The organism is Pseudonocardia sp. EC080619-01 (genome assembly GCF_001420995.1).
Taxonomy (GTDB): Bacteria; Actinomycetota; Actinomycetes; order Mycobacteriales; family Pseudonocardiaceae; genus Pseudonocardia.
Window position 1 is genome coordinate 1,487,806 of record NZ_CP012184.1, and the last position, 13,518, is coordinate 1,501,323.

General features: G+C 75.9%; 9 protein-coding genes. 8 read left to right on the plus strand and 1 reads right to left on the minus strand.

Features of this window, described 5'->3' with window-relative positions; all coding sequences use genetic code 11:
* The first annotated feature begins 391 nt into the window (after positions 1 to 391).
* From AD017_RS06845 to AD017_RS37360, 7 genes are all read left to right on the plus strand, one after another.
* Positions 392 to 1,276, plus strand: a complete 885-nt coding sequence (locus tag AD017_RS06845) for a LytTR family DNA-binding domain-containing protein (RefSeq protein WP_082538392.1) — start codon at positions 392 to 394, stop codon at positions 1,274 to 1,276.
* A 156-nt stretch (positions 1,277 to 1,432) separates the two neighbouring features.
* Positions 1,433 to 2,371: a hypothetical protein gene (locus AD017_RS35190; RefSeq protein WP_060573563.1), complete on the plus strand. Its 939-nt coding sequence runs from the start codon at positions 1,433 to 1,435 to the stop codon at positions 2,369 to 2,371.
* A gap of 182 nt (positions 2,372 to 2,553) precedes the next feature.
* Positions 2,554 to 5,559, plus strand: coding sequence for an LCP family protein (locus AD017_RS37185; protein WP_060573565.1), 3,006 nt, complete (start codon positions 2,554 to 2,556; stop codon positions 5,557 to 5,559).
* 117 nt (positions 5,560 to 5,676) lie between these two features.
* Complete coding sequence (locus tag AD017_RS06860; protein ID WP_060573567.1) at positions 5,677 to 6,687, plus strand: iron-siderophore ABC transporter substrate-binding protein; 1,011 nt, start codon at positions 5,677 to 5,679, stop codon at positions 6,685 to 6,687.
* A complete protein-coding gene (locus AD017_RS06865) occupies positions 6,684 to 7,745 on the plus strand; it encodes an iron ABC transporter permease (RefSeq protein ID WP_082399094.1) in 1,062 nt (353 codons plus the stop codon). Before AD017_RS06860 ends, AD017_RS06865 begins: the two co-directional genes overlap by 4 nt.
* Positions 7,742 to 8,800, plus strand: coding sequence for an iron chelate uptake ABC transporter family permease subunit (locus AD017_RS06870; RefSeq protein ID WP_010236084.1), 1,059 nt, complete (start codon positions 7,742 to 7,744; stop codon positions 8,798 to 8,800). The genes AD017_RS06865 and AD017_RS06870 overlap by 4 nt, the downstream gene beginning before the upstream one ends.
* Positions 8,797 to 10,173 carry an ATP-binding cassette domain-containing protein gene (locus tag AD017_RS37360; protein WP_060573569.1) on the plus strand — a complete coding sequence of 459 codons (1,377 nt, stop codon included), beginning with the start codon at positions 8,797 to 8,799 and terminating at the stop codon, positions 10,171 to 10,173. Before AD017_RS06870 ends, AD017_RS37360 begins: the two co-directional genes overlap by 4 nt.
* A gap of 43 nt (positions 10,174 to 10,216) precedes the next feature.
* Here the strand turns inward: AD017_RS37360 and asnB are convergent, their stop codons facing one another.
* Entirely contained in the window at positions 10,217 to 11,821 is a 1,605-nt protein-coding gene (asnB, locus tag AD017_RS06880) for an asparagine synthase (glutamine-hydrolyzing) (protein WP_060573572.1), read from the minus strand.
* Positions 11,822 to 12,075: 254 nt separating this feature from the next.
* Here asnB and AD017_RS06885 point away from each other — a divergent pair, with 254 nt between their 5' ends.
* Positions 12,076 to 13,515: an NAD(P)/FAD-dependent oxidoreductase gene (locus AD017_RS06885; protein ID WP_010236091.1), complete on the plus strand. Its 1,440-nt coding sequence runs from the start codon at positions 12,076 to 12,078 to the stop codon at positions 13,513 to 13,515.
* Positions 13,516 to 13,518 lie beyond the last annotated feature (3 nt).

Below are 13,518 nucleotides of genomic sequence, written 5' to 3' on the forward strand. Positions count from 1 at the left end.
GCCCCGCACGGCTCCGGGCACCGTCCGGTGGACCGTCACCCGGTCCGCCGCACCTCCATCTCACGGAGCGCGACCGGCGCCACGGGAACGGCCCACCCCGGTTCGTGGAGGCCCGGACGGAGGACCGGCCGTCGGTGACGCTGCGCAGTCTCGCTACGGTGTGCCCGCAGTCACCGGTCAGCGGGCGACGGGCCCGCGGCAAGGAGGAGCCGTGTACAGCCACGCGCGGGGTGGGCACGCTTCCGGTGCGACGCCGGTCGTCTCCGGCGTCACCGGGTACGGAGCGCCTCCCGAGTACGGCGCGAGCCACCACCGGCCGATCGGGCTGCCCGGGCAGTCCCGCAGCCCCGAGCCGCCGCAGGCCCCGGCGCCCGCGGGGACCGGCAACCTGCTGACCGTCCTCGCGGTCGACGACGAGGAGCCCGCCCTCCTCGAGCTCGCCCACCTGCTGGGCGAGGACCCGCGGGTGGACACCGTGCTGACCGCGCCGGACGCCACCGAGGCGCTGCGCATCCTGCACGGCTCGCAGTCCGACAGCTCCACGCCCGGCGTGGACGTCGTGTTCCTGGACATCCGGATGCCGGGCCTCGACGGCCTGGAGCTCGCCCGGGTGCTCAACGCGATGGCCGACCCGCCGCCGGTGGTCTTCGTGACCGCCCACGACGACCGCGCCGTCGACGCCTACGAGGTCGGCGCCGTCGACTACCTCCTCAAGCCGCTGCGCAGCGAGCGCCTGTCCGGGTCGCTGGACCGGACCGTCGCGCTGCGTGCGGCGCGCCGTGCCGACGCCGCCGGGCCGCCCCCCGGCGCCCCGCCCGTCCCGCACGGCGCACCCGGCCCGGCCGTCCGTCGCGGGGCACCTGCCCCGGTCGCCACCACGGACGACGAGGTCGTCCCGGTCGAGCTGGCCGGCACCACGAAGCTGGTCCCGCGGTCGTCGATCCGGTTCGTCGAGGCCCAGGGCGACTACGCCCGCCTGCACACCGCCGAGGGCAGCCACCTCGTGCGGATCCCGGTGTCGGTGCTCGAGGACCGCTGGGGCGACGCCGGGTTCGTGCGGATCCACCGGGCCTACCTCGTGGCGCTGCAGCTGATCACGGAGCTGCGGATGGCGGGCTCGGGCTACGTCGTGCGGCTCGGCAACGGGCCGACCGCCGTCGAGCTGCCGGTGAGCCGCCGCCACACCGCCGGGCTGAAGCGCATCCTGCGCGGACGACCGCCGCGGCCGCAGCGCGGCCCGGAGGACGGGCCGGACGGCCCCGTCCTGCCCCGGTAGGGCCCCGCCACCGCTGCGGACGGCGTGGACTCCGGAGCGGCGACACGCCGTCACGCTCCGCACGGCCGGAACCCGGCCCGTCACCTAACCTGGTGACCGGTGTCTCTCCTTCGTGTCCCGGTGTCCCGTTCCCTCCGTCACCGGTCGTCCGCCCGCGTGCGGCCGGCCGCCGTCCTCACCGCGGTGCTCGCGCTGTGCGCCGTCCTCGCCGGCTGCACGTCCGATCCACCCGCCGCCGCGGAGCCCCCGCCGCCCGCGCCCGCCGCGCCGCCCGCCGACGCCGCGCCGCCGGTGCCCGAGCTACCGGGCGGCGGCACCGAGGTGTTCCCCGGACGCCGGATGGCGGCCCTCTACGGTCATCCCGGCACCCCGTCGATGGGCGTGCTCGGCGAGCAGGACCTGCCCCGCTCGATCGCCCGCGCCCGGGACCTCGCCGCGGACTTCCAGCCGCTGGTGCGCGAGCCCGTCGTCCCGGCGTTCGAGATCATCGCCACGGTGGCCGACAGCGTCCCCGGGGCGGACGGCGACTACTCGGCGGAGATGAGCGTCGACGAGCTGCGGCCGTGGGTCACGGAGGCCGGGAAGGCCGGGGTCTACGTGGTCATCGACCTCCAGCCGGGCCGCGCCGACTTCCTCACCCAGGCGAAGCGCTACACCGAGCTGCTGGCCCAGCCGCACGTCGGCCTGGCCCTGGATCCGGAGTGGCGGCTCGAACCCGGGCAGCGGCACGGCGACCAGATCGGATCGGTGGACGCGGCCGAGGTCAACGCCACGTCGGCGTGGCTGGCCGGGCTGGTCCGGGAACGCGGGCTGCCGCAGAAGGTGTTCCTGATGCACCAGTTCCGCGTCCCGATGATCGCCGACCGGCAGGCGGTCGTCACCTCGCACCCCGAGCTCGCGACCGTGCTGCACGCCGACGGCTACGGCACCCCGCAGGAGAAGCTCGACACCTGGAACGTGCTGCACTCGGCACCCCGGCCGGAGGGCCTCTGGTGGGGCTGGAAGAACTTCCTCGACGAGGACACACCGACGTTCACACCCCGCCGGACCTACGACGTCCGCCCCGAGTCACCGGTCTTCGTCTCCTACCAGTGACGGGTATGTCCACCCTGTCCGGAGACACCCACAGGGGTGGGTGGGCGGCCACCGAGATCACGATCACGGCAAGTACTCTCGGGTGACCCGGGCGCCGGAGCCGTCGCCGGGCACACGCACCGTGCCGGTTCCACAGCCGTCACAGGTACCCATCCGTGCCGATCAGTGAAGGGGGTGCCCGAGTGGACGACCGACCGCCTGACGGCACCCCTCCTCCCGGCCGCTCCGGCCGCTCCCGCAACGACGGGCGCCCGCGCCGCGACGACCGACCGCACCTGCGCGGCGAGTCCCGGGGTGACGCTCCCGGCGGACCTCCCGGGCCCCCTCGCGGCACCCCCGACGGACGTCCCGGCCCGCCCCCGGGCGGACGGCCGCCGTCCGGTGGCCCGCGGGACCGCCGGTCCCCCGGTGAGCCCCGCCCCCCGGCGGCGACCGGTCCGGAGCAGCGCCCCGGCACTCCGCCCCCCGGACGTGGGCGGGACCGCGCGCCCGGCCCCCGGCGCGGACCCGGTGGCCCGGAGGGCCCCGGCAACGCGGACGACGACGGCGACTCACCCTGGCTGCGCCGCCGCGAGCGCGACGCCGCGGCCGAGGCCGAGCGGGCCGCGGCCTGGTCCCGCCGGGCACGCGACACGGCGTCCAGCGGGCACAGCGACAGCCGCCCGACCGACATCCGCTCGATCCGCGCCGCCAGCCGCGGCATCGGCGAGACCCTGCGGACCCCCGGCCGTCCGGAGGCCGCGGCCGAACGACGACGGCACCGCGCCGCCGAGCCCGACGTCCCGCCGGAGGAGCGCGACCGCGCCGCCCGGCTGAGCGGTGAGCTGCCGGTGGTCCCGCGCCGCTCCCGCCGGGAGCCCCCTCCCCCGGCGGGCCCCCCGCCCGCACGCCCGAACACCCCGAACGGCGGCCCCGGCGCGCCCCCCGGCGCACCTCCGGTGCGCCCCGGAGGCGGACCCGGCGGACCGGCCGGCCGTCCCGGACCGGCCCCCGGGCCCGGTGGTCCGGGCGGTGGCCCCGGCGGGCCCTCCGGTGGACCCGGTGCGCCCGGTGGCCCCGGCGGGTCCGGTGGGCCCGCTGCGCCCGGTGGTCCCGGCGGGTCCGGTGGGCCCGGCGGGTCCGGTGGTCCGGGCGGACCCGGTCGCTCTGGCGGACCGGGCGGACCCGGTCGCTCTGGCGGACCGGGCACCACCGGTACGCCCGCAGGACCCGGTGGCCCGCCCGGTCCCCGTGCTCCCGGCCGGGGCCGCCCGGCCGACGCCCCCACCCGTGCCGCCGCGGCGGCCCCGCCCGCCCGTCCCGCCGACGCGACCCGGCGCGAGCCCGGTCCCGACGGCGCGCGCCCGCCGGACCGCCCCGGCCGCCCCGCGCCGGCCCGCCCGCCCCGCGGCGCGGCCCCCGCTGCGGGTGCCGCCGCGGCCGCGGCGAGCGCCGGAGGCGGCACCGCCGTGGCCGGAGCCGCGGCCGGGGCCGCACCCGGAGCCGTCGCACCGGGACGCACCGGCCGGCCGGGCGCCGCCGACGAGGACCGGCAGGAGGACGACCGTCCCCCCGGCCGCCGGCGGACCCTCGACACCGCGCGCGCCTCCCTCGGCGCCGCGCTCGGCCTCACCGCGGCCTCGACCGTCCTCCCCGGCAGCGGGCACCTCGCGCTGCGCCGTCGCCGCACCGGCGGGCTGATCCTCGGCACGCTGCTGGCGGTCGTCGTGGGGCTCGCGGTCCTGGTGCTGCTGACGCGCCGGTCCGTCCTGCTGCAGAACCTGCTGTCGACCACCACGCTGACCGTCATCGCGGGCGCGCTGGTGCTCGGCGGGATCGGCTGGATCGCCCAGGTCGCCCGCACCTACGCGCTCGCGCGGCCACGGACGCTGCCACTGGGCCAGAAGATCATCGGCACCGGGACCGCGGCACTCCTGTGCCTCACGGTCGCCGTGCCGTTCGGGTACGGCGTGGAGCTGCTGAACTCCCAGCGCGGGCTGCTGGACTCCCTGTTCCAGGGCGGCGGGACGTCCGCGGCCGAGGCGCTCGGGAAGCCACGGCTGAACGTCCTGCTCCTCGGCAGCGACGCCGGCGACGACCGCAGCGGCACCCGTACCGACACGATGATGGTCGCCAGCATCGACACCCGGTCCGGCCGGACGACCCTGTTCAGCCTCCCCCGGAACATCCAGCGTGCCGAGTTCCCGCCGGGGTCACCGGCAGCCGAGGAGTTCCCGGACGGCTTCCACGACTCCTCGCAGCCGCTGTCCGGCGACTACCTGCTCAACGGCGTCTTCGCCTACGGCGAGCAGAACCCGGAGATCGCGCCGCCGACGCCCACCGCCGAGCCCGGCCTCAACCTCCTGCAGTCGACGATCTCGTACATGACGGGCCTCCCGATCGACTACTACCTGGAGGTCAACATGGCCGGGTTCTCGTCGATGATCGACGCGGTCGGCGGGGTCACGGTCAACGTCGGGCAGGAGCCGATCCCGGTCGGCGGGGTCACCGCCTTCGGCCGGTACGTCACGCCCGACCGCTACATCCCCCCGGGCATGCAGACGCTCAACGGCGAGGACGCGCTGTGGTTCGCCCGGTCCCGCCGGGACGGCACCGACTACCAGCGGATGGGGCGGCAGCGCTGCCTGATCCAGGCGGTGATCAGCGAGACCAGCGCGACCGAGCTGATCGGCCGGTTCCAGAGCATCGCCGCGGTGACCCGGGACAACGTCTCGACCGACATGCCGCAGCAGGTGCTGCCGTCGCTGGCGGTGCTGGCCGACGAGGGCTTCCGGCTGGAGAGCGTCGCGTTCGACCCGTCACTGCCGGACCCGAACTCCTCGACCGGCTACTTCGTCACCGCCGACCCGGACGCCGACTACATGCGCGAGGTCGTCCGCGGGGCGATCGCCGACCCGCCGCCGCCCCCGGACCCGGCGCTCGCCGCCCCGGCACCTGCGCCGGCACCGGCGGCCCCGTCGTCGGAGGCCCCGTCGTCGTCGGAGTCGGGGGCACCGTCGTCGTCCGCCGCGCCGGAGCCGGCCTCGACCGCCCCGCAGTCGGTGGAGGACTCCTGCGCGAGCACCGGCGCGGCCGACGTCCCGTCCGAGGAGGAGCAGGGCGCGGCGGAGAGCGCCGAGGACTCCGGCTCGGGCACGACGACCACCGGGCTCGGCCCGGTCGGCGGCATCCGCCCCGACGAGTACTGAGTCCCGCCCGGGTTGCTCCGGACGTCCGATCCGAGGCGACCGACACGCTCCCTTCCTTTCGCCCGTCCGGGTTTGGTTAGGTAAGCGAAACCTGATCACCGGAAAGGCTGACCCCCCGTGCTCCGTCGGACGCCCTCCGTCCTCGCCGCGCTCCTCGCGGCCCTCGCCCTCCTCGCCGGCTGCGGTTCCGGCTCCGATCCCGCACCGGGCGGCGAGGGCGCGACCGCGCCCGCCGCCGACGGAGCCTTCCCGGTCACGATCCCGACGGCGTTCGGTGAGGTCACCGTCCCCGAGCAACCGCAGCGGGTCGTCGCGCTGGGCTGGAGCGACGCCGAGACCGCGCTCGCCCTGGGCGTCGAGCCGGTCGGTGCGGCCGACTGGCTCGCCGTCGGCGGCGACGGGCTCGGGCCGTGGGTGCCGCAGGACTACACGACCCCGCCGACCGTGCTCGGCACCCTGGAGGTCGACCTGGAGGCCGTCGCCGCGCTCGACCCGGACCTGATCCTCGACACCCGCGCCGCGGGCACCCGGGACCGCTACGACCGGCTGACCCAGCTCGGCGTGCCGGTCGTCTCGATCCCGGCCGGCGGGGAGAACTACCTGACGAACTGGCGCGACCAGCTCCGCATGGTGGGGGCCGCGGTCGGCCGCCCCGGGGAGGCCGCCCAGCTGCAGTCCGGCCTGGAGCAGCGCTTCGCCGACGCCCGCGCGCAGCACCCCCAGCTGGCCGGGGCCACCGTCGTGTCGGGGGCCCGCAACACCCTCGGCGAGTACGCCGCCTACACCGCGGGCTCCGGGCGGATGGAGTTCCTGGAGGAGCTGGGCATGACCCTGGCACCGCAGATCGCCGCGCTGCCCACCGAGGGCTTCTCGACGCCGATCTCGCGGGAGCGCATGAACCTGCTCGACGCCGACGTCACCGTCATGCAGCCGATCGGCAAGGACGCGACCGAGATCGAGAACGACCCGTTGTGGCAGGCCGTGCCGTCGGTCGCCGCCGGCCGCGGCGTGCTGCTGTCCGACCGGGACGTGTCGCAGGCGTTCTCCGCCGCGTCGGTGCAGGGCTGGACGTTCGCGCTGGACCGCACGGTGCCGCGCCTGGCGGACGCGGCCGCGGCCGCACCGTGACCGCCGGCCCGGCCGCGCCGGCCGTGGCGGAGCCGGACGCCCCGCCCGCCGCGGCCCGGCGGGCACGGGTGCGGCGCGCCGCCGTCGTGCTGGTGGTGCTGCTGGCGGGTTCGGTGACGGCGAGCATGCTCGTCGGCGCCGGGATGCTGGCGCCCGCGACCGTCGCCGACGCCCTGTTCGGCGACGGGCCGGTGACGCCGGAGAGCCTGGTCGTCACCGACGTCCGGCTGCCCCGCACGGTGCTCGCCCTGCTCGCCGGCGCCGCACTCGGTGTCGCCGGGGTGCTCGCCCAGGGCATGACCCGCAACCCGATCGCCGAGCCCGGCCTGCTCGGCCTGAACACCGGCGCGGCGCTGGCCGTCGTGCTGGGCATCGGGGTGTTCGGTGTCTCCACCCTGACCGGCTACGTGTGGTTCGGCTTCCTGGGGGCGGCGCTCGCCGCGGTCGTCGTCGGCGGGGTCGCCGGGGTCGGGCGCAGCAGCCGCACCGTCTCCCCCGCCGCGCTGGCGCTGGCCGGCGCGGCGGTGGCGGCCGGGCTCGGCTCGGTGATCACCGTGTTCCTGCTGACCAACCCGACGCTGTTCGACGACTACCGGTTCTGGCAGGTCGGCTCGGTCGCCGGCCGGGACCTGTCGATCGCGGCCCAGGCGGCCCCGTTCGTCGTGGCCGGGCTGGCACTGGCTCTGACCTGCGGGCAGCGGCTCGACGCGCTGGCGCTCGGCGACGACGTCGCCCGCTCCTTCGGCCGCCGCCCCGGCGCCGACCGCCTGGTGTGCGGGCTCGCGCTCGTCCTGCTGGCCGGGACGGCGACGGCGGCGGCCGGGCCGATCGCGTTCGTCGGGCTCGCCGTCCCGCACGTGCTGCGCGCGCTGACCGGCCCCGGTCACCGCACCCTGCTGCCGCTCGCGGTACTGGCGGGCCCGTCGCTGCTGCTGCTCGCCGACGTCCTCGGGCGGGTCGTGGTGCCGCCCGCCGAGGTGCAGGCCGGTGTGGTCACCGCCGTCGTCGGCGTGCCGCTGTTCGTGGCGCTGGTGCGTCGCCGGAAGTTCGTCCGGTGAGCGCCCCGCCCGACACCACCGACGCGACCGGCGGGGTCGCGGTCCTGCGCGGGCTGCGTGCCCGTCGGAGGCGACGCGTCCTGGTCTCCGGAGCGGTCGTCGCGGCCGCGGTGCTCGCCGCGTTCGTCGTCACGCTCTCGGCGGGGGCACAGCTCGTCCCGCCCGCCGACGTCGTCGCCGCGCTGCTCGGCTCCGGATCGCCGCGCACCGAGCTGGTGGTGCTCCGGCTGCGGCTGCCCCGCGCGCTCACCGCCGTGCTGGTCGGCGCGGCACTCGGGCTGGCCGGGGCGCTGTTCCAGCGGCTGCTGCGCAACCAGCTCGCCAGCCCGGACATCATCGGGATCAGTGCCGGGGCGAGCGCCGCCGCGGTCGCCGGCACCGTGCTGCTGGGCCTGTCCGCGGCCGGTGTGTCGGTGGCGGCGGTGCTCGGTGCGGTCGCGACGACGGTGCTGATCCTCGCCCTGACCCACCGCGACGGCCTGCACGGCGTCCGGTTCGTGCTGGTGGGGCTCGGGATCGGCACCGGGCTGCTGGCCGTCGTGTCGTTCCTGATGATCCGCGCGTCGCTGACCAGCGCGCAGGAGAACCTGGTGTGGCTGACCGGCAGCATCAACCAGGCCGACTGGTCGCGCACGGTGCCGCTCGTCGCGGCCTGCGCGGTGCTGGTCCCGCTCGCGCTGGTGCTGGCCCGGGCACTGCCCCGGCTGGAGCTCGGCGACGACACCGCGACCGCGCTCGGGCTGCCGGTCGGGCGGGCCCGGCTCGCCCTGATCGCGGTCGGAGTCCTCCTGGTCGCGACCGCTGTGGCCGCGGCAGGGCCGGTGTCGTTCGTGGCGCTGGTCTGCGGCCCGCTGGCGACGCGTGCGGCCGGGCCGGGGAACGGGTCGCTCCCGCACGCCGCCGGCATCGGTGCGCTGGTGGTGCTGGTCTCCGACCTGGTGGCCCGCCATCTCGTGAACGACGTCGCGCTGCCGGTCGGTGTGGTCACCGGCGCGGTCGGCGCGCCCTACCTGCTGTGGCTGCTGGCCCGCGCCCGTACGAGGGGAACGACATGAGCCTGACCGCGGACGACCTGGTCCTGCGCTACGACGACCGCGTGGTCGCCGACGGCCTGACGGTCCGGCTGCCACCCGGGCGGATCACCGCGATCGTCGGGCCGAACGCGTGCGGCAAGTCCACGCTGCTGCGCGGCCTCGGCCGGATCATCACCCCGGCCGCCGGGCACGTCGCCCTCGACGGCACCGACGTCCGCGAGATCGGCGGCCGCGAGCTGGCCCGCCGGCTCGGGCTGCTCCCGCAGTCCCCGGTGGCGCCGGACGGGATCACCGTCGCCGATCTCGTCGAGCGCGGCCGGTCACCGCACCAGGGCTGGTTCGGCGGCCACGGGGACGCCGACGACGCCGCCGTCGCCGCCGCCATGCGGGCGACCGGGGTGCTCGAGCTCGCCGACCGCCCGGTGGACGAGCTGTCCGGCGGGCAGCGGCAGCGGGTGTGGATCGCCATGGTCCTCGCCCAGGACACCGGCGTGCTGCTGCTCGACGAGCCGACGACCTTCCTCGACATGACCCACGCCGTCGAGGTGCTGGACCTGCTCGTCGACCGCAACCGGGCGGAGGGCACGACGGTCGCCGTCGTCCTGCACGACCTGAACCTGGCGTGCCGCTACGCCGACCACCTGATCGCGATGCGCGACGGCGCGGTCGTCGCCGAGGGCCCGCCCGCGGCGACGATGACCGTGGACCTGGTCCGGCGGGTGTTCGCGATGGAGTCGCAGGTCGTGCCGGACCCGGTCACGGGGACGCCGATGGTCGTCCCTGCCGGACGGCACCTTCCCGTCCCCGCCCCCGGTGCCGGCCCGCGCACCGCGGACGGGCCGGGGCCGCGCACCGAGTCCGACCTGCGGGAGGTCGTCGGGGAGCCGCACCCGCTGGTGCTGGACAAGTCCGCCGACCGGATCGACGACGTCGCCGCGTCGTTCGTCGCGGCGGCGACGCTCGCGTTCGTCGGCACCGTCGGCGCCTCCGGGTCGGTCACGGTGACCCCGCGCGGCAACCCGCCGGGCGACGGCCCCCGCGTCCTCGACGGCGGACGGCGGATCGCGCTGCCCGAGCGGCCCGGCAACCGGCGCCTCGACAGCCTGCGCAACCTGCTGGACCGGTCCGGGATCGGGCTGACGTTCTGCGTCCCGCGGGTCGAGCACGTGCTGCGGGTCAACGGGCACGGCCGGGTGGTGCGCGACGCCGAGGTGCTCGGGCTGTGGGAGGACCCGCCGGAGCTGGCGATCGTCGTCGACGTCGAGGAGACGTTCGTGCACTGCGGGCGGGCCCTGCGCACGTCCGGCACGTGGCGGCCGGAGGACTGGGCGGACCCGTCCGGCGTCCCGAGTTCGAAGGAGCTGGCCGCGGCCGCACGCGCCACGCGTGACTGAGTGCCGTCGCGGCCCGGACCGGCGGGGTCCGGGCCGCGCGCGGTCACGCGGTCGCGAACGCGCCCAGGACGCGGTCCGGGCGGATCCCGGCGAAGTGCGACTGCCAGATCTCGTAGTAGAGGTACTCCTCCTCGCTGCGCAGCGGCCACGAGTACTCCGGCTGCTCGGGCACCGACCGGGTCTCCCCGGACTCCCGGGCCTCGGCGGCCTTGCGGCCGGCCAGCTCGGCGAGCACGGTGCCGGCGCCGGAGCCGTCGCCGAACTGCTCCTTGCCCCGCCACAGCAGGTCCTCGGGCAGCCAGCCCTCGAACGCCTCCCGCAGGATCGCCTTCTCGGGGCGGCCGTCGGTGCGCTGCTTCCACTCCGGCGGCAGCGCCAGCGCGGTGCGGACGAGGCCGGAGTCCAGGAACGGCTCGCGGGCCTCCAGGCCGAAGTACATCGTCGTGCGGTCGCAGCGCTGCAGGTTCAGGTGGTGCAGCTGCTCCAGGGAGCGGACCAGCTCGGCCTGCAGGGTGTCGGGGTCGGCGTAGTCGTCGGTGTGGGTGTAGGAGTACCCGGCGAACAGCTCGTCGGCGCCCTCCCCGGTCAGCACGACCTTGACCTTCTTCGCGGCCTCGCGGGCCAGGATCAGGTTCGGCACCGAGCTGCGGACCAGCGCCGGGTCGTAGTGCTCGATCACCTCGACGGCGTGGTCGAGGGCCTCGCCGATGTCCTCGGCGGTCACGATGATCTCGTGGTGGTCCGATCCGATGTGCGCGGCGACCTTGCGGGCCGCGATCAGGTCGCCGGAGTCGGCGGTGCCGACCGCGAACGTCGGCAGCTGCTCGCCGCGGGCCCGCGCCTCCTGGGCGGCGATCGCCGCGACCAGCGCCGAGTCGAGCCCGCCGGAGAGGAAGACCCCGACGCCGACGTCGGACATCATCCGGCGGCGCACCGCGGAGACGACGGCCTCGCGGACCCGGGACAGGTCGGCCTCGTCCCAGCCGGGGCGGATCGCGCGCCGCGACGGCCGGACCTCGACCGGCACCGCCTCGGCGAACCGGACCAGGCCCGACGACGGGCTCCACAGGCACCCGGGCGGGAAGGACTCGACGTACGGCCGGTCCTCCTCGTCGAAGGCGCGCAGCTCGCTGGCGAACAGCACGGTCGCCTCGGGGTCCGGGGCGGTGTAGGGCACGTCGGTGCCGCCGACGTCGGCCGGCGGGACCCAGTAGAGCGGCTTCACGCCGAACGGGTCCCGCGCCACCAGGCCGGACCCGTCCTCACGGCCCATCGCGACGGCGAACATGCCGTTCAGCGAGGCCACCGCGACCTGCCCGTCCCACATGACCGCGTGCAGCGCGGCCTCGGTGTCGGACTTGGTGCGGACGGTGCCGTCCGGGAACGCCTTGCTGATGCGCTCGTGGTTGTAGATCTCGCCGTTGCCGACGATCCAGGCCGTCTCGTCGGCGTCCGACATCGGCTGGTGCCCGCCGCTCACATCCATGATCGACAGGCGCTGGTGCCCGAGCCAGGTGTTCCCGACGACCTGTACACCCGTGTCGTCCGGTCCGCGGTGCGCCACCCTGGCGAGCATCCGCTCGTACTTCTCGAAGTCCTTCGGTGCTCCCACCGCTGTCCCGCCGAACGCGGCGACGATCCCGCACATGGTGACCATCGTCCCATGTCCCGAGGGGTGCGCATCTCGCTTGTGCATGATCGACGTGTGAGTTCGGACTCTGGAAGGCGTTTCCGGGTCGATGAGGTTTGCTCCGGGGTCCCGCGGTCAATACCGTCGTAGTCATCGGCCGGTACGGCCGTCGTTCACCGCCCTCTCACCTCCGGCGGCGAGGACCCAGCACCGGCCACCGAGCAGAGCGCGGAGACCCCGCGCCAGGACCGACCGACGAGGGGCGGACTCAGGTGAGCACGGCAGGGCACGACGAAGGCACGGGCCGGCAGAAGGTCGTGATCGTCGGCGGTGGTTTCGGCGGCGTGCAGGCGGCCAAGGCCCTCAAGGGCGCCGACGTCGACGTGACGATCGTCGACCGCACCAATCACCACCTCTTCCAGCCCCTGCTCTACCAGGTCGCGACGGGCATCCTGTCCCCCGGCCTGATCGCCCCGGCGCTGCGCCGGGTGCTGAAGAAGCAGGACAACGTCCGCACGCTGCTCGCCGAGGTCGGTGAGATCGACCTCGAGACCAAGATCGTGCACGCCGCCTCGCCGGACGGGCAGCACATCGACCTGCCCTACGACACCCTCGTCGTCGCCGCGGGCGCCACGCACGCCTACTTCGGCCACCCCGAGTGGGCCGAGCACGCCCCCGGCATGAAGTCCATCGAGGACGCCCGGCTGCTCCGCTCCCGCATCCTGGGCGCCTACGAGCTGGCCGAGGTCGCCCCGACCGAGGAGGAGCAGCGGGCCTGGACGACGTTCGTCGTCGTCGGCGCCGGCCCCACCGGCGTCGAGCTGGCCGGTCAGCTCTCCGAGCTGGCCCGCCACGTGCTGCCCCGCGAGTACCGCGCGATCGACACCCGCGACGCCCGGATCATCCTGCTCGACGCCGCGCCCGCCGTGCTGCCGCCGTTCGCGAAGAAGCTGCAGAACTACACGCGCAAGACCCTCGAGAAGAAGGGCGTCGAGGTCCGCCTGAACACCATGGCGACCGACATCGACGCCGACTCGATCACCGTCAAGGGCCCCCAGGGGACCGACCGGATCGTCGCCCGCACCAAGGTCTGGGCCGCCGGCGTGCAGGCCTCGCCGCTGGCCGAGCTGCTGGCGAAGGCCTCCGGTGGCGAGGTCGACCGCGCGGGCAGGCTCTCCGTCGACCCGGACTGCAGCCTGCCCGGCCGGCGCGACGTGTTCGCCATCGGCGACATGGTCTCGACCATCGACCGGCTGCCCGGCGTCGCGCAGGTCGCGATGCAGCAGGGCACCTACGTCGGCAAGCTCATCAAGGCCCGGTCCAAGGGCGATGACACCACCCCGGCCCCGTTCACGTACTTCGACAAGGGCTCGATGGCCACCATCGGCGCCCGCGAGGCCGTCGCCGACGTGCGCGGCGTCAAGTTCACCGGCTGGCTCGGCTACCTGATGTGGTGCTACGTCCACGTCATGTTCCTGATCGGCTGGGGCAACCGCCTCGGGACGCTCTACAACTGGGTCCGGTCGCTGCGCTACGCCCGCTACCGCGGCCACCGCCTGATCAGCGTGACCGCGTCGTACGACAAGGCCGAGCCGCACCACGGCGACGCCGGTCTCCCCGCCGAGAAGGCCGAGCACCGGAGCGAGGTGGACCCGCGCACCGCGCCGGGCACACCGGCCCCGCCCGAGGAGAAGCCGGCCGCGTCGGCCTGACCC

What these genes read in the sequence shown, in the direction of transcription:
- AD017_RS37360 (WP_060573569.1), top strand. Translation starts at nt 8,797, where the DNA reads ATGAGCCTGACCGCGGACGACCTGGTCCTGCGCTACGACGACCGCGTG.
- asnB (WP_060573572.1), bottom strand. Translation starts at nt 11,821, where the DNA reads ATGTGCGGGATCGTCGCCGCGTTCGGCGGGACAGCGGTGGGAGCACCG.